Below are 14,961 nucleotides of genomic sequence, written 5' to 3'. Positions count from 1 at the left end.
GTTGGCGGCCTGCTGCTCGGTGCGGCGCGACAGGTCGCTGTTGCCGGAGGCGATCTCGCCGGCGGCCAGGGTGATGCTGGACGCGCTGGCCTGGATCTGGCCGACGATCTGGGTCAGCTGTGCAACGGTGGTGTTGGCATCATCCCGCATGCGCGCGAACACGCCATTGAACTGGCCTTCCATGCGCGCGGTCAGGTCGCCGGCGGCGATCGACTGCAGCAGCTGCGAGAGCTGGCCGAGGTTGCCGTCGGCCACCTGCATCATGGTGTTGAGATGCTCGATCATCAGCTTGAAGTCATGCTGGAAACGTTGTGCGTCGCCGCGCTGGCTGAAGTCACCGGCAGCGGCCGCCGCGGCCAGCTGCTGGATCTGCGAATTGATCGCCAGCAGGCTGGCCTTGGCCGCGTCCATCGATTCGTGCAGGATCGCGCGGCTGCCGGGCAGGCGGCGTGCATCCGGGGTGAGATTGCCGATGGCGTACTGGTTGAGCACGTCGATGGCATCGCGGATCGCATCCAGGTGCTCGAAGATCACCGTATTGATGCCGCCGGCCAGCTGGCCATAGACACCCGGGAAATCTTCCGGAATGCGATGGCTGATGTCCGGTCCCGCGTGCATCTGTGCCATCAGCTGGGTCTGCTCGCTGAAGCGGCGGAGCATTGCGGTCATCTCGGTCGTGGCGGCCAGCATCCTGCCGGCTTCGTCCTTGCTGGTGGCCTGGGTGCTGACGCTGAGGTCGCCGCGGGCAACCGCCTGGATGGCATGCACGGCCTTGCCCAGCGGGCCGGTCACTGCACGCGAGATGACGATGGCCAGCGCGGCGGCCACCAGCGACAGCAGCACGATGCAGCCGATGATGGCGATCATGCTGGTGCGATGGGTGGCGTTGGCGTCGGCGATCTTGCCGTCCATCTGCCCGGCGATGTGGGTGCCCAGTGCCTTCATCGCAGCGAACAGGTCGCGGCGCGCCGGGCGTGACTGCTCATCGGAGATCTGCTGGGCCTGCGCGCCATCACCGGCGGCCACGGCGTCGCGCATCGCCTTGTTGGCGGCGAAGTAGCGATCCAGCTGGGTGCTGGCGGCGCGATACAGTTCGCGCTCCTTGTCCAGCGCCGGCAGCGCCGCGTACGCCGCCAGTTCGTCATGTACGGCCTTGGCGGTGTCGTCCATGCGCTTGTTGTAGTCGGCGACCTTCTCCGGCTGGTCGAGCATGCTCAGCTGGGCCAGTTCGTAGGTGCGGAACTCACCGAGCTGCGAGCGCGCCTCGCCCAGGTGCTGGACCGAGGGGATATCGTTGCCGGCCATCTCGCGCAGCTGCGCGTTGGCTTCGCTCAGTCGCAGCAGGGCGAACGCGCCGAGGACCAGGGTCATCAGGGTGGTAAGGGTGAACCCCACGGCCAGCTTGCGGGCGATGGGCAGATCTTGGAACCACTTCATGCAGGGTGCTCCAGGTGGGCAGAGTGCCGGCGTCTGTGCGCCGGTTTGGGGGTGGTTGCAGAGCGAACGGTGGTGCCCGGTGGGGTTCGGTGACGGCCGTCAAAGCGAAATAGCGGCGCAGTCCGGATGGACTTTATGGACGCATGTCACATTCGGTGGCGTAGGGATGACGGCGCGGAAGTGGCGCAGCGGCGGGGCTTTCGCTTGCATGGCGTAGTTGCGCGCGAAACCTTCGCGTCGACGGAGTTCACAGAACGGATGGGGTCAGATCCCTTTTCCCCGAAAGGGCATCCGGCCCCGGCCGGAATGGAGCGCGCAAACAAAAACCGCCGCCCCGAAGGGCGGCGGTCCAGTACACGCATGCAGTGTGGATCAGGCGGCCTGCGGCATCCGCAGTGAACGCACCAGCCCGCCGATGTCGACGATCAATGCGACGCGGCCGTCGCCGAGAATGGTCGCACCGGACACCCCGCCGATGCGGCGGTAGTTGTTCTCGATGTTCTTCACCACCACCTGCTGCTGGCCGACCAGTTCGTCCACTTCCAGGGCGATCTTCTGGCCATCGCCTTCGACCACCACCACCAGCGATTCGCTGCCGGGTGCACGGTTGCCGTAGCCGTAGTACTCGCTCAGCGACAAGATCGGCAGGTATTCACCGCGCACGCGCAGCACGCGGCCTTCGCCGGCCATGCTGCGGATGTCCTCGGCTTGCGGCTGCAACGCCTCAAGCACATAGGCCAACGGCAGGATCAGGGTCTCACCGGCTACCGCCACGGTCATGCCATCGAGGATGGCCAGGGTGAGCGGCAGGCGGATCAGCGTGCGGGTGCCAGCGCCGAGGCTGCTTTCAATCTGCACCTCGCCCCCCAACGCCTGGATGTTGCGGCGGACCACGTCCATGCCGACGCCACGACCGGACAGGTCAGTGACCGCATCGGCCGTGGAGAAGCCGGGCTGGAAGATCAGGTCCCAGACCTGCGAATCGGTCGGGTTGTCCGGCACCGCCAGGCCGCGCTCGGTGGCCTTGGCCAGGATCTTGGCGCGGTCCAGGCCGCGACCGTCGTCGCTGACTTCGATGACAATGTGGCCGCCCTGGTGCGAGGCCGCCAGGGTGATCGTGCCGGTTTCGTCCTTGCCTGCACCGCGGCGCACGTCGGGCATTTCCAGGCCGTGGTCGATCGAGTTGCGCACCAGGTGCACCAGCGGATCGGCGATCTTCTCGATCAAGCCCTTGTCCAGCTCGGTACCTTCGCCGACGGTGCGCAGCCGCACCTGCTTGCCGAGGCGGCTGGACAGGTCGCGGACCAGGCGCGGGAAGCGACGGAACACCGCATCGACCGGCAGCATGCGCACGCCGATCACCGCTTCCTGCAGGTCGCGGGTGTTGCGTTCAAGCTGGTCCAGGCCAGCGAACAGGCTCTCGGCGTGAACCGGGTCCAGCGCATGCGAGACCTGCTTGAGCATGGCCTGGGTGATGACCAGTTCGCCGACCAGGTTGATCAGCGCGTCGACCTTGTCGACGCTGACGCGGATGGAGGTTTCCGCTTCCTGGCTGGCGCCACCGCTGGCGGCAGGCGCGGCGGGTGCCGACGGCGACGCTGCCGCCGGAGCGGGAGCAGCCGCGGCCGGCGCCTGGGTGGCCAGGCTCGGCGGTGCGGCCGGACGGATGTCCAGCTCGCAGTCGTCCAGTACCCACGCGAAGGTGTCTTCGATCTTGCTGCGCGGCACCTTGCCGACCAGACCCAGGTCCCACGCCAGGTGGGCTTCGAGCGGATCGAGCTGCGCGAAGCCCGGCAGGCGGTCCATGCGCGCGGCGACCTGCAGCGAACCGAGGTGTTCCAGTTCGCGGATGATGCGCAGCGGGTCGTTGCCGCTCATGAACAGCGACGGCGCCGGGGTGAAGCCGATCTGCCAGGCTTCCGGCGTATCGTCCACCTTGGCTGCGGCGGCCGCCGGGGCGCTCGCTGCGGCCTGGCCGGACAGAACCGCCTCCAGGCGTGCCTTCACCGCAGCGACGGCAGCCGGATCGGCAGCCTGGCCATGTTCGGCTTCGCGCAGCAGGGCGCGCAGCACGTCCACCGAAGACAGCATGGCGTCGACGGCGTGGCCTTCCAGTGCCCGCTTGCCGGCGCGCAGCTCATCGAGCAGCGTTTCCAGCACGTGGGTCAGGCCGGCGATCGCGTCGAAGCCGAAGGTGCCGGCGCCGCCCTTGATCGAATGGGCAGCGCGGAACACCGAATTGATGATCTCCGCGTCCTGCTGCCCCGATTCCAGGGCCAGCAGGCCAGCCTCCATCGCGTCGAGGCCTTCGCGGCTCTCCTCGAAGAAGGTGGCGTGGAAGCGTTGCAGGTCCATGCTCATGGCAGTGGTGGTCCGAAAGCGAAGAGGGGGAGCGGTGCCGGGCGATCAGCCCAGCACTTTCTGCACGGTGGCGACCAGCTGTTCGGGATTGAACGGCTTGACCAGCCAACCCGTAGCGCCAGCGGCCTTGCCTTCGGACTTCTTGTCGGCGGCAGATTCGGTGGTCAGCATCAGCAGCGGGGTGAACTTGTAGTCCGGCAGCTGGCGCAGTTCGCGGATCAGCGCGATGCCATCCATGTTCGGCATGTTGACGTCGGTAACCACCGCATTGAAGCGCTGGCCCTTGGCGCGACCGAGCGCGACCGCGCCGTCTTCAGCTTCTTCGACGGCAAAACCGGCCGAGGTGAGGGCGAAGGACACCATCTGGCGCATCGACGCCGAATCGTCCACCACCAAGATACGTGCGCTCATGCAGCGTTCTCCACAGATTTCAGGTTGTCATGGGTTACGTCCAGGCCGAGGGCCTGGGTGACGCCCAGCAGGCGCGCGGCGTCACGGAAGGTTGCAGTGCAACCGTGGAAGCCGGTGCCCAGGCCTGCCTCGCGGCGGGCCTGCACGAACGCACACAGCACCTGCACGGCGGCCGTGTGGATGCGGGCGACCTGACTGGCATCCAGGGTCAGCTCGCCTGCCTGCTCCACCAGGGGGGCAAGGCGGTTCTTGAGCTCGGTAGTGCTCTCGATGCCGAGATCCCCACCCAGTTCGACAGTGCTCATCGTTGCTCCGGACAAACGGTTCCGTGATCCATAACGGCATCCCGGTGGGGTTCTTTAGAAGAATCGACGCGGTGCGTCGATGTGGTCGCTGTTGAAAAGGGGACGGAGGGGATTAAGTCGCAAGCGACCTGGATCTGCCGCAGCCCCTCGGCAACGTCGACCGCGCAGTGGGGACGCAAGGTGTTGATCCAACGGATCAACCCCTTGCGTCCCCGACAGGCACCGCTTCGGCGCCAAGCGCCGAGCCACTTGCGACTTAATCCCCTCCGTCCCCTTTTTGGGGGTCAGCTCAACAGCCGTGTGGCGTCGAGCAGGATCATCGGGCGCTGGCTGACGCGGGCCACGCCGCGGAACAGGTCGTTGGAAATCTGGCAGATGCGTGCGGTATCGGGAGGTTCGATCTGTGAATCGGTGAGGTTGGCGACATCTTCCACTGCCGACACGCGCAGGCCGATGGTCTCGCCGTCTTCTTCCAGCACCACGATGCGGGTCTGGGCGTCGTCCTCGGCGGCAGCCGCGCCCAGGTGCAGGCCCAGATCCATCACCGGAACCACCTGGCCGCGCAGGTTCATGATGCCCAGCATGGCGGCAGCGGTGCCGCGCAACGGCAGCAGCGGCACCGGCAGCACGACCTCCTGGACCTTCAGCAGTTCCAGCGCATAGGCCTGGGTGCCGCAGCGCAGGCGCAGCCAGCGCGAGGTGCGTTCACCGGCGCGACGGTTCTGCGGATGCGGGCTGCGGGCCGGTTGGTGGGCCTGCGCCTGCAGCTCCTGCCAGGTGCCGGGGCGGTTGCCTGCGGGTGCATCGACGGCGACGCGCGGCGGCGGCGTGGCGGCGCGTGCGGCCGGGGCCGGTGCAGGGCGTGCCGCCGGGGGGGCCACCGGCGCTGCGACCACGGCGGGCGGCGGCGCAGGCACGTCTTCGCCACCAGCGGCTGCCTCGAAGGCGGCCTGCAGGCCGGGGCTGTCGGTGTGGGCGAGACGATGGCTGTCCGCCGGGTCGGTCTCGTAGATCACTTCGTCCGGCAGATCGTCCCAGGTGGGTTCCGGGCCGGTGTTCGCAGCGGCCGCAGCGGGTGCCGGCGCGGTTTCGTGGATGACCTCGTCGGGCAGGTCATCCCAGGTCGGCTCGCGTTCGGTGGGCCCGGCGCTGGCCGGCGCGGCGGCGGCCTCGAAGGCGGCCTCCAGTGCAGCCTCATCCTCGGCCAGGGCCGCGACGACGGCATCCGTTTCGTAGACCACTTCAGCAGGCAGATCGTCCCAGGTGGGCTCGCGTTCGGCATCGATCACGCTGACGGGCGCGGACGCAGCATCGAAAGCGGCTTCCAGTGCGGCATTGTCCACGGCAGGGGCAGCGGCAACGCTCTCGGTTTCGGTTTCGTAGATCACCTCGGCCGGCAGGTCATCCCAGGTGGGTTCGCGTTCGGCGGCGGCTTCGGTGGCCGTGGCCGGGGCGGTGCTGATCGGCGCGGGGTGGGGAGCGGCGGCCGGGGCGATCGCCTCGCCCAGCAGTTCGTCCAGGTAGTCGTCGAGGATGCCAGTGCTGTTCATGCGGCCTGCTCCAGGGCACGGGCATCCTCGCCGAGAATCCAGTTCAAGGCGCGCCGGTAGGCGGCCAGGCCGCGCCCCGGGTAGTCTTCGCCGACGCTCGGCAGGGTCAGCCCGGCGGCGTTGCTGATGCGGGTGTCGATCGGAATCGCATCTTCCCAGACGCGGCTGCCATGGCGGTCCTGCATGGTGCGCAGCGACTCGTTGCCGGCGCGGGTGCGGCGGTCGAACAGGGTTGGCAGGATCGAGATCGGCAGCGGCCGCCGGCGCGAACGCTCGACCATCTCGCCGGTGCGGACCATGCCATCCAGGCCGTGCAGCGCCAGCGGCTCGGCCTGGGTCGGAATGATGAGACGGTCCGCTGCAGCCAGTGCGTTGATCATCAGCAGGCCGAGCGTCGGTGCGCAGTCCAGCAGGATGTAGTCGTGCTGGCCCTGGTGGCGCGCCAGCGCGTTCTGCAGGGCCAGGCCGAGGCCGGGTTGGTTGGCGCTACGGCGTTCCAGCGTGGCCAGCGCGGACTGCGCGCAGACGTAGTCCAGGCCCTGGATGTTGCTGGCATGGCACAGGCCGGACAGGTCCGCTGGCGGTGCGCCGAACAGCTCCAGCACGCCGGCCGGCGGCGGGTCCACCGGCACGCCGAAGGCGCGGCTGAGCGAAGCATGCGGATCGAGGTCGATCAGCAGCACGCGATGGCCGAGCGCGGCCAGGCCGCGGCCGAGGGCGAGGGTGGTGGTGGTCTTGCCGACTCCGCCCTTCTGGTTGGCGACTGCCCAGATGCGCATCGGATTACTCCTTCATTGCCGGGGGAACGGCGGCGCCGACGCGGCTGCCAGCCGGCACCGGTGGCAACGTCACCGGTGCGATGGGGGAGGTGGGGGCGCTGGCCGGCGTTGCGGCGGCCTGTTCGGTGACGGTGCTGCCGGTGGCGCCGGTGGCTGCGTTCAGGCGCTGGCCGAGCGGGTCCACCGAATGCGAGGTGTCGGCCAGGATGATGACCATCACCCGGCGGTTGCGGTTGCGGCCCTGTGCGCTGTCGTTCTCTTCGCGCGGGCGGAACTGGCCATAGCCGACCATCGCCAGCCGCGACGGCTGCACGCCCTGGTCGGCGAACAGATGCACCACGCTGGCGGCGCGTCCGGCCGACAGCTCCCAGTTCGAAGGGAAGGTGGCGGTGGCGATCGGCACGTTGTCGGTGTGGCCTTCCACGCGCACGCTGTTGGGCACGTCGCGCAGCACCTCGGCCAGGCTGGCCAGGGTCTGCCGCGCATGTACGTCCAGTGCGGCCGAGCCGGTGGGGAACAGGATGTCGCTGTTGATCTCGACCTCGATCCACAGTTCCGTGCGGCGCACGCTGATCATGCCGCGGTCGATCAGCGGCGCCAGGGCGGCGGTGAGGCGGTCGGCAATCGTGTTGAGCTGGCGCTCGGCACGGGCGATCTGCTCCTGGTTGTGCACCGACACCGGCATGCGCATCTGCGAGGCCATCGACGGCAGCAGCGTCGGGTCGTGCGAGGGCGCCGGCGCGGACGGTCCGATCTTGGTGCCGGACTTGATCACCGACGGGCTGTCCCAGCCGCCACCCTGCACCTGCTTGTTGCCCACCTGCACCGGATTGATCGTGCGCGGCGCGCCACCGAAGGCATCGGTGAGCGCGTCGGCCATGATCCGGTACTTGCCCTCGTTCACCGACGAGATCGCGTACATGACCACGAAGAAGGCGAGCAGCAGCGTCATCAGGTCGGCATAGGGGATCGCCCATGCTTCGTGGTTGGCGTGCTCTTCGTGGTGCTTGCGGCGGGCCATGTCAGTGCAGGAAGCCGGAGAGGTTGGTTTCGATGTTGCGCGGGTTCTCGCCCTGGGCGATCGAGATCAGGCCTTCGATGACCATTTCGCGGTCGCGCGTGTTGTGCGAGATCACGCTCTTGAGCTTGGCGGCGATCGGCAGGAACAGCAGGTTGGCCGAGGCGATGCCGTAGATCGTGGCGGTGAACGCCGCAGCGATGCCGTGGCCGAGCTTGCTCGGGTCGGCCAGGTTCTTCATCACCGCGATCAGGCCCAGCACGGCGCCGATGATGCCGAGCGTCGGTGCGTAGATGCCCATCGCTTCGAACACCTTGGCGCCGGCCTGGTCCTGGTGTTCCTGGCTGCCCAGTTCGATTTCCAGCATGTGCCGCATCGATTCGGGCTCGACACCGTCCACCAGCAGCTGCAGGCCCTTGCGCAGGAACGGGTCCTGCTGCGCTTCCACCTGCGATTCCAGGCCGAGCAGGCCCTGGCGGCGGGCGATGTTGCTCCACTCGACGATCTGCTGGATCAGTTCGCGGCGATCGCTGTGCGGCGGGCGCACGACCCAGCGCACGATCTTGAACGCATGCTTGAACACCGCCGGCGAGGTGTGCAGCAGGATCGCGGCAACGGTGCCGACGATGACGATCACGAACGCCGCAGGCGACCACAACGACGCCAGGCCGGCGCCCTTGAGGATGCTGCCACCGACCAGCGAGGCCAGGGCGAGAAAGAGTCCAATGAGGCTGAGTCTATCCATGGATCCGGTATCGGCTTGTATGAATGGGACTTGAGACACCGGTACGGGCTACTGGTGCGACTTCACGGTTTTACGGGTTCAGCAAGCGGGTCAGTCGTGCGGGCTGCGCAGGCCATCCACATCCAGGATCAGCGCCATGCGACCATCGCCGATCAAGGTTGCACCGGCGTAACCGCGCAGGCCGCGCAGGGCCTTCGGCAGTGGCTTGATGACCACTTCCTCGCGCCCACGGACCTGGTCCACGACCAGGCCGAAGCGCGCTTCGCCGGCCTGCAGCACCACGATGGTCAGCAGGGTCGATGCGGCCGGCGTCACATCCAGCCACTGCCGCAGATCGACCAGCGGCAGCGTGTGCGAACGGCGGTCGAGCACGGCACGGCCATCGAACCAGCCCAGCGAGGTGCGCGGCGCGTGCAGTACCTCCATCACGCGCGCCAGCGGCAGCGCATAGACGTCCTCGCCGGCCTGCACCAACAGGGTCGGCAGGATCGCCAGGGTCAGCGGCACGCGGATCAGGAAGCGGCTGCCGCGGCCCAGCTCCGACTGGATCTGGATCTGCCCGCTGAGTTCGCGGATGCGCGACTGCACCACGTCCATGCCGACGCCGCGTCCTGAAATATCCGTGACTTGCTGCTTGGTCGAGAAGCCGGGCAGGAACACCAGGTGCAGGCACTCCTCGCTGCTCAGGCGGGCGGCGGCTTCCGGATCGATCAGGCCCTTCTCGCGTGCCTTCGCGCGCAGCTTTTCCGGATCGATGCCGGCGCCATCGTCCTGCACCTCGATGCTGACGTAGTCACCTTCCTGCTGCGCCGACAACCGCACATGGCCCATCCGCGGCTTGCCCTGCGCTTCGCGCAGGTCGGGCATTTCCACGCCATGGTCGATGGCGTTGCGGACCAGGTGCACCAGCGGGTCGGCCAGCGCTTCGACCAGGTTGCGGTCGAGCTCGGTCTCGGCGCCGATCAGCTCCAGGTCCACTTCCTTCTTCAGCGAGCGGGCGACGTCGCGGGCGACCTTGGGGAAGCGCGAGAATACCTTGCCCACCGGCTGCATGCGGGTGCGCATCACCGCCGACTGCAGGCGCGCGGTGGCGATGTCCAGGGTGGACACGGCGCGGTCCAGCTCCTCGTCGCGCAGGCGCGCACGCAGGGTCTTGAGCCGGTTGCGCGACAGCACCAGTTCGCCGATCAGGTTGACGATCGCATCCAGGCGCTTGGTGTCCACGCGCACGGTGTGTTCGGCTTCGGCCAGCGGCTTGGCGGCCGGCTTGGCCACCGGTGCCGGTGCGGTGGCCGGGCGCGGGGCGGCGATCGGTGCCGGCGCCACCGCAGCCGCGGGCCTGGCGCCGGGTGCGGCGCCACCGTGCAGCTGGTCGAGCAGGGCTTCGAACTCATCTTCGCTGATCAGGCCGTCGTCGGCCTTCTTTGCCGGCGCCACCGCAGTCGGTGCGTTGCCACCGTGCAGCTGGTCGAGCAGCGCCTCGAACTCGTCGTCGGTGATCAGGTCGCCGGCACCGGCCGCCGGTGCGGCGGCAGCGGCGGCAGGCGCTGCTGCACCGCCATGCACGTCGAACTGGGCGATCAGGTCCGGCGGTGCATAGCCCGGCTCGGTGCCGGAAGACACGGCATCGAGCATCGACTGCAGGTAGTCCAGCGATTGCTGGGCGGCGTCGAAGTGATGGGCCTGCAGCACGGCCTGGCCGGCACGTGCAGCGCCCAGCGCCTCTTCAGCGGCGTGGCACAGCTCGACCATGGCGGTGACACCGAGGAAACCCGCGCCGCCCTTGAGCGTGTGGTAGCCCCGGAACACCGCGTTGAGCTGTTCGGTGTCCTGCGGTGCCTGCTCCAGCGACACCAGCTGTTCGCCGAGGCGATCCAGGATTTCCTGTGCCTCGATGATGAAATCGGCAGTGATGTCGTCGGATACCGCGCTCATGCTTACAGCCCCAGATCCGACAACAGGTCGTCGGCGTCGTTCTGCGAGACCGCGTGGCGGTCCAGTCCCTTCAGTGCCGGCCCGGCCAGTTCCGGGTCGGTGCGATGCTGTTCCGGCGGCAGGCCGAGCGCGCCGAAGCCTTCATGCACGCGGCGGACGATGCCGACCACGCGACGGATGATCTGCCCGGTCAGGTCCTGGTAGCTCTGGGTCAGGGCGATCTCGGTCAGGTTGTGGCGGATGCGCTCCAGCTGCACGTCCTGGCCTGGCTGCAGGCCTTCGGCGCGCAGCTGCTCGGTCAGGCTGCGGCATTCCTCGGCCAGGTCCAGGGTGCGGTGGGTAGCGTGTTCGGTCATCGCCACCACGTGGTCCAGACGTGCGCACGCATCGTCCAGTTCGCCGGCCTCGCTGGGCACGGTCGGCAGTTCGCCCAGGGCCTGCCCCAGCTCGCGGGCCAGCCGCGAGAGGCCACTCATCATCGGCTGCGTGCGCAGCGCGACCAGTCCGTCGATGCGTTGCCGCCAGGCGGCTTCGTCACCGGACTCCAGGGCATCCAGGGCTTCCTGCAGGCGCAGGGCGAGGGCGTTCTTGTCGACCGTGGTATCCATCAGGCGCTGGCCGCCAGGCGTTCGAAGATCTTGCCCAGCTTCTCTTCCAGCGTCTGCGCGGTGAACGGCTTGATGATGTAGCCGTTCACGCCGTTCTGGGCCGCTTCGATGATCTGCTCGCGCTTGGCTTCGGCGGTGACCATCAGCACGGGCAGGGTCTTCAGCTTGGCGTCGGCACGGATCGCCTTGAGCAGTTCGATGCCGGTCATCACCGGCATGTTCCAGTCGGTGACGACGAAATCGAAGGGCTGGCTCTGCAGCAGCGACAGCGCGGCATGCCCGTCCTCGGCTTCGGCGGTGTTGGTGAAGCCCAGATCGCCCAGCAGGTTCTTGACGATTCGACGCATGGTCGAGAAGTCGTCGACGATGAGGATGCGCATGTTCTTGTTCAAAGCAGAGTTCCTTTGTTGTTCATTCCGGGCGGCCGGGGGCAGTCGCCTCGGGGATGTTCATTCTTCCAGGCCGGCGTCGACGGCCTCGAAAATCTTCAGGCGGCCGCGCAGGCGCAGCACGGCCTGGCCATGGATCTGGCAGACCCGCGACTCGCTCACGCCGAGCACCGCGCCGATCTCCTTCAGGTTCAGCTCCTGCTCGTAGTACAGCGAGAGCACCAGCTGTTCGCGCTCGGGCAGGTGGCCGATGGCCTTGCCCAGCTCGCGACCGAACTCGCCGCGCTCCAGCACCTGTTGTGGAGTCGGGCCGCCCTGGGCGACGGTATCCAGTTCGCCCTGGTCTTCGATGCGCGACTCCAGGCTCAGCACCTGGCCACGTGCGGCGTCTTCCATCAGGCGCAGGTATTCCGGCAGCGGCATCTCCATCGCGGCGGCCACTTCGGTGGCGCTGGCGGCACGGCCCGTGCTCTGTTCCAGGCGGCGGATGGTGGCGGCGGCGTCGCGTGCACGGCGGTGCACCGAGCGCGGCACCCAGTCGCCACGGCGGATCTCGTCGATCATCGAGCCGCGGATGCGGATCGAGGCATAGGTCTCGAACGAGGCGCCCTGGTCGGCGTCGTAGCTGCGCGAGGCTTCGATCAGGCCCATCATGCCGGCCTGGATCAGATCATCGACTTCGACGCTGGCCGGCAGGCGCGCGGCCAGGTGGTGGGCGATGCGTCGCACCAGGTCCGAATGCTGGGCGATGACCTCGTTGGCCGCCGAGCGCTGGACTTCCCTGTACTGGTGGGCTGCGCCTTTCATGCGGCCACCCCACGCTGCTTGAGGATGCGTTCGAGGAAGAACTCGACGCCACCGCGCGGTTCGGTCGGTGCCTGCCAGCGCGCGGTGCGGCGTGCGATCTCGGTGATCGCCAGCGCCGACGGGCTGGACGGATAGGCCTTCACCACCGGCTGCTGGCGCTGCACCGACAGGCGCAGCCAGTCATCCTGCGGCACGCAGCCCAGGTAGTTCAGCGAGACATCGGCGAGGAACTTCTCGCAGACGCGGGTCAGCTTCTCGTACAGCACGCGGCCCTCGTTCGGGTCGCGCACCATGTTGGCCACCACCTGGATGCGGTCCACGCCGCGCTCGCGCGACAGCACCTTGATCAGTGCGTAGGCGTCGGTGATCGAGGCCGGTTCGTCACAGACCACCACCACGGTGTCCTGCGCGGCCTGGCAGAAGGTCAGCACGCCGTCGGTGATGCCGGCGGCGGTATCGACCACCATGATGTCCAGCTCGCGTTCCAGTTCGGAGAACACGTTGACCAGGCCGACATGCTCGGCCGGGGCAAGCTCGGCCATGTGCCGGCGGCCGGAAGCGGCCGGGACCACCAGCACGCCGTTCGGGCCTTCGACGATGACGTCGTCCAGCGAGCAGCGGCCGGCCACCAGGTCGGCCAGCGTAAAGGTGGGGTTCAAGCCCAGGATCACGTCGATGTTGGCCAGGCCCAGGTCGGCGTCCAGCAGCAGCGTGCGCTTGCCCATGCCCGCCAGCGCCACCGCCAGGTTGGCGGACACATTCGTCTTGCCCACGCCGCCCTTGCCGCCGGTCACCGCGATGGTGCGCACAGGGCCGAGCGGCTCGCTGCGGGTGGCCGACAGCGGGAAGGTCTTGGTCAGCTTGGCGTACTCACGCGACGGCATGGTTCAACTCCGGGTTGCAGGGCATATCGGCCGCTCGGCGCAAATCTTCAAGGCGAAGTACAAGATTGGCTGCACTGGCCCGGTGCAGGTCCTCCGGGACGTCCTGGCCATCGGTCACCCAGGTGATCGGCAGGGCGTGGTCCACGGCCACCGACAGGGCGTTGCCGAAGCGGCCGGTCTCGTCCAGCTTGCTCAGCACCAGGCCCTGCAGGTTGGCCGCACCGAAGCGGCGCACCACCTCGTCCATGTCGCCGAAGCTGGTGTTGGCCGGCAGCACCAGCAGGGTGCGCACCTGGCGCGCGGCGCGCAGCCACTGCAGCTGGGCGGCCAGGGCACGGTCGCGCGGGCCCAGGCCGGCGGTATCGATCAGCACCAGCTTGTAGTCCTTCAAGCGTTCCAGCAGCTGGTCCAGGTCGGTGCCGCTGTTGGCCTCGTGCACGGCGATGCCGAGCTGGCGGCCGTAGCCATACAGCTGTTCACGGGCGCCGATGCGGGTGGTGTCGGTGGTGACCAGGGCGACGTCACGCGGGGCCTGCTTCTCGGCGAAGCGCGAGGCCAGCTTGGCGATGGTGGTGGTCTTGCCGGCGCCGGTCGGGCCGACCAGCGCGATCACGCCGCCTTCCTCCAGCGGGTCGACCGGGGCGATCGGCAGCTTGCGCGAGATCAGCCCCAGCATCAGGCCGCGGCCACGATGGGCTTCGGTTTCCAGCGGGATCTGCATGGCCACGTCGCGGGCCAGCCCGGCGTCGAAACCGTACTCGTCCATCAGGTCCAGCGCGGTGGCGCGCACCGGGCTGCCACGCAGGCGCTCGTCGGTGAAGCGGTTCATCTCGCGCTCGATCACCTGGCGCATGCCGGCCACTTCCTGGCGCAGCTGGCGGATCTCGGCGTCGTCCTGGGCAACCACGGTCAGCGTCGGTGCCGGGGCCAGCATGGGGGCCGGGCTGGCTTCGATAGCGGCTTCGACCGCTGCCGGTTCGCTGGCGGCGATCCCGGGCTGCGCGTCGATCACGGCAGCGGTCGGCAGCGGCGGCGGCTGCACGGCCGGGGCCACGCTTTCGTGATGCGCCTCGTGCGGCGGGTCGATCTGGAAGCGCGCGCGGTTGGCCGGCACGGTGGCGGCCGGTGCAACGATGGCCTCGGCGAACGGGGCGAAGATCTGTTCCGGCGGTGCCGGTTCGTTGACGGCGGCGCGGGCCAGGGTGGCGGCGAAGCCGGTGCTGCCCCGGGTCGGCACGATCTCGTCGGCGCTGTCCAGGGTGCGGCCGGTGGCACCGACGGCGGCGCGGGCGAGGGCGGCCACTGCCGAGGTGGTGGCCGCGACCGGTTCCGGCGCCGGGGTGCTGCTGCGGCGGCGGGTGACGGCGGCGATCACCGCGTCGGCGGCGGTGCGCGGCTTGGGTGCCGGCGGCGGTGCGACGTCACGGCGCGAGGCTTCCAGTGCACGCTGCACGGCGCTCTCGTCGTAGTTGGCGGCGGCGACGATCTCGATGCCTTCCTCGATCCGGCGGTTGGACAGGATCACGGCGTCAGGACCATGTTCCTTGCGCACCAGGTTCATGGCCGAGCGCATGTCGGCGGCGACGAATCGTTTGATTTTCATGCTGTGGTCACGGGGCGAAGACGGCGGGGTGGCGGTCGGAGAACTCGGGTGGTCGGTGGTCTGCACGGTGCGGGTTCCCCTTGGTATCTGTCTGTTGCGTTGGTTCGAAAGTGGTGTCTGTTTTCTGGC

The 14,961-nt window shown here is 68.5% G+C and carries 14 protein-coding genes; all 14 read right to left on the bottom strand.

Annotated elements, in window-relative coordinates; translation table 11 throughout:
* On the bottom strand, nt 1-1,437 hold a 1,437-nt coding region (locus AC5P6H_RS18730; RefSeq protein WP_308307060.1), incomplete at its 3' end, for an MCP four helix bundle domain-containing protein.
* A gap of 372 nt (nt 1,438-1,809) precedes the next feature.
* Nucleotides 1,810-3,798: a chemotaxis protein CheA gene (locus tag AC5P6H_RS18725; RefSeq protein ID WP_014647024.1), complete on the bottom strand. Its 1,989-nt coding sequence runs from the start codon at nt 3,796-3,798 to the stop codon at nt 1,810-1,812.
* Between the two features lie 45 nt (nt 3,799-3,843).
* Nucleotides 3,844-4,209: a response regulator gene (locus AC5P6H_RS18720; protein ID WP_005409521.1), complete on the bottom strand. Its 366-nt coding sequence runs from the start codon at nt 4,207-4,209 to the stop codon at nt 3,844-3,846.
* Nucleotides 4,206-4,514, bottom strand: a complete 309-nt coding sequence (locus tag AC5P6H_RS18715; protein WP_014647026.1) for an STAS domain-containing protein — start codon at nt 4,512-4,514, stop codon at nt 4,206-4,208. The genes AC5P6H_RS18720 and AC5P6H_RS18715 overlap by 4 nt, the downstream gene beginning before the upstream one ends.
* Before the next feature lie 284 nt (nt 4,515-4,798).
* Nucleotides 4,799-6,064, bottom strand: coding sequence for a chemotaxis protein CheW (locus tag AC5P6H_RS18710; RefSeq protein ID WP_495202954.1), 1,266 nt, complete (start codon nt 6,062-6,064; stop codon nt 4,799-4,801).
* On the bottom strand, nt 6,061-6,843 hold the full coding sequence (locus AC5P6H_RS18705) for a ParA family protein (RefSeq protein ID WP_014647028.1): 783 nt from the start codon (nt 6,841-6,843) through the stop codon (nt 6,061-6,063). The genes AC5P6H_RS18710 and AC5P6H_RS18705 overlap by 4 nt, the downstream gene beginning before the upstream one ends.
* A gap of 4 nt (nt 6,844-6,847) precedes the next feature.
* Entirely contained in the window at nt 6,848-7,864 is a 1,017-nt protein-coding gene (gene motD / locus AC5P6H_RS18700; protein WP_014647029.1) for a flagellar motor protein MotD, read from the bottom strand.
* Between the two features lies 1 nt (nt 7,865).
* Nucleotides 7,866-8,606 (bottom strand): flagellar motor protein, encoded by a 741-nt coding sequence (locus AC5P6H_RS18695; protein ID WP_005409527.1) that lies wholly within the window; start codon nt 8,604-8,606, stop codon nt 7,866-7,868.
* Between the two features lie 90 nt (nt 8,607-8,696).
* Complete coding sequence (locus AC5P6H_RS18690; RefSeq protein WP_053495131.1) at nt 8,697-10,541, bottom strand: chemotaxis protein CheA; 1,845 nt, start codon at nt 10,539-10,541, stop codon at nt 8,697-8,699.
* A gap of 2 nt (nt 10,542-10,543) precedes the next feature.
* Entirely contained in the window at nt 10,544-11,149 is a 606-nt protein-coding gene (locus AC5P6H_RS18685) for a protein phosphatase CheZ (RefSeq protein ID WP_495202953.1), read from the bottom strand.
* Nucleotides 11,149-11,541 (bottom strand): chemotaxis response regulator CheY, encoded by a 393-nt coding sequence (gene cheY / locus AC5P6H_RS18680; RefSeq protein ID WP_005413247.1) that lies wholly within the window; start codon nt 11,539-11,541, stop codon nt 11,149-11,151. The genes AC5P6H_RS18685 and cheY overlap by 1 nt, the downstream gene beginning before the upstream one ends.
* Nucleotides 11,542-11,598: 57 nt before the next feature.
* A complete protein-coding gene (locus AC5P6H_RS18675) occupies nt 11,599-12,345 on the bottom strand; it encodes an RNA polymerase sigma factor FliA (RefSeq protein WP_014647032.1) in 747 nt (248 codons plus the stop codon).
* Nucleotides 12,342-13,229: a MinD/ParA family ATP-binding protein gene (locus tag AC5P6H_RS18670; RefSeq protein ID WP_005416424.1), complete on the bottom strand. Its 888-nt coding sequence runs from the start codon at nt 13,227-13,229 to the stop codon at nt 12,342-12,344. The genes AC5P6H_RS18675 and AC5P6H_RS18670 overlap by 4 nt, the downstream gene beginning before the upstream one ends.
* Complete coding sequence (flhF, locus tag AC5P6H_RS18665) at nt 13,216-14,832, bottom strand: flagellar biosynthesis GTPase FlhF (protein WP_495202952.1); 1,617 nt, start codon at nt 14,830-14,832, stop codon at nt 13,216-13,218. Before flhF ends, AC5P6H_RS18670 begins: the two co-directional genes overlap by 14 nt.
* Nucleotides 14,833-14,961 lie beyond the last annotated feature (129 nt).

The sequence above is a fragment of the Stenotrophomonas sp. YJH_SMC_110 genome (assembly GCF_059369255.1).
Note: the sequence above shows the minus strand (reverse complement) of the source record. Positions and strands in the feature narration are given on the sequence as shown.

Bases quoted from the DNA above. Each gene is read 5' to 3' on its own strand.
- AC5P6H_RS18725 (WP_014647024.1), bottom strand. From the start codon at position 3,798: ATGAGCATGGACCTGCAACGCTTCCACGCCACCTTCTTCGAGGAGAGC.
- AC5P6H_RS18720 (WP_005409521.1), bottom strand. From the start codon at position 4,209: ATGAGCGCACGTATCTTGGTGGTGGACGATTCGGCGTCGATGCGCCAG.
- AC5P6H_RS18715 (WP_014647026.1), bottom strand. From the start codon at position 4,514: ATGAGCACTGTCGAACTGGGTGGGGATCTCGGCATCGAGAGCACTACC.
- AC5P6H_RS18710 (WP_495202954.1), bottom strand. From the start codon at position 6,064: ATGAACAGCACTGGCATCCTCGACGACTACCTGGACGAACTGCTGGGC.
- AC5P6H_RS18705 (WP_014647028.1), bottom strand. From the start codon at position 6,843: ATGCGCATCTGGGCAGTCGCCAACCAGAAGGGCGGAGTCGGCAAGACC.
- motD (WP_014647029.1), bottom strand. From the start codon at position 7,864: ATGGCCCGCCGCAAGCACCACGAAGAGCACGCCAACCACGAAGCATGG.
- AC5P6H_RS18695 (WP_005409527.1), bottom strand. From the start codon at position 8,606: ATGGATAGACTCAGCCTCATTGGACTCTTTCTCGCCCTGGCCTCGCTG.
- AC5P6H_RS18690 (WP_053495131.1), bottom strand. From the start codon at position 10,541: ATGAGCGCGGTATCCGACGACATCACTGCCGATTTCATCATCGAGGCA.
- AC5P6H_RS18685 (WP_495202953.1), bottom strand. From the start codon at position 11,149: ATGGATACCACGGTCGACAAGAACGCCCTCGCCCTGCGCCTGCAGGAA.
- AC5P6H_RS18675 (WP_014647032.1), bottom strand. From the start codon at position 12,345: ATGAAAGGCGCAGCCCACCAGTACAGGGAAGTCCAGCGCTCGGCGGCC.
- AC5P6H_RS18670 (WP_005416424.1), bottom strand. From the start codon at position 13,229: ATGCCGTCGCGTGAGTACGCCAAGCTGACCAAGACCTTCCCGCTGTCG.
- flhF (WP_495202952.1), bottom strand. From the start codon at position 14,832: ATGAAAATCAAACGATTCGTCGCCGCCGACATGCGCTCGGCCATGAAC.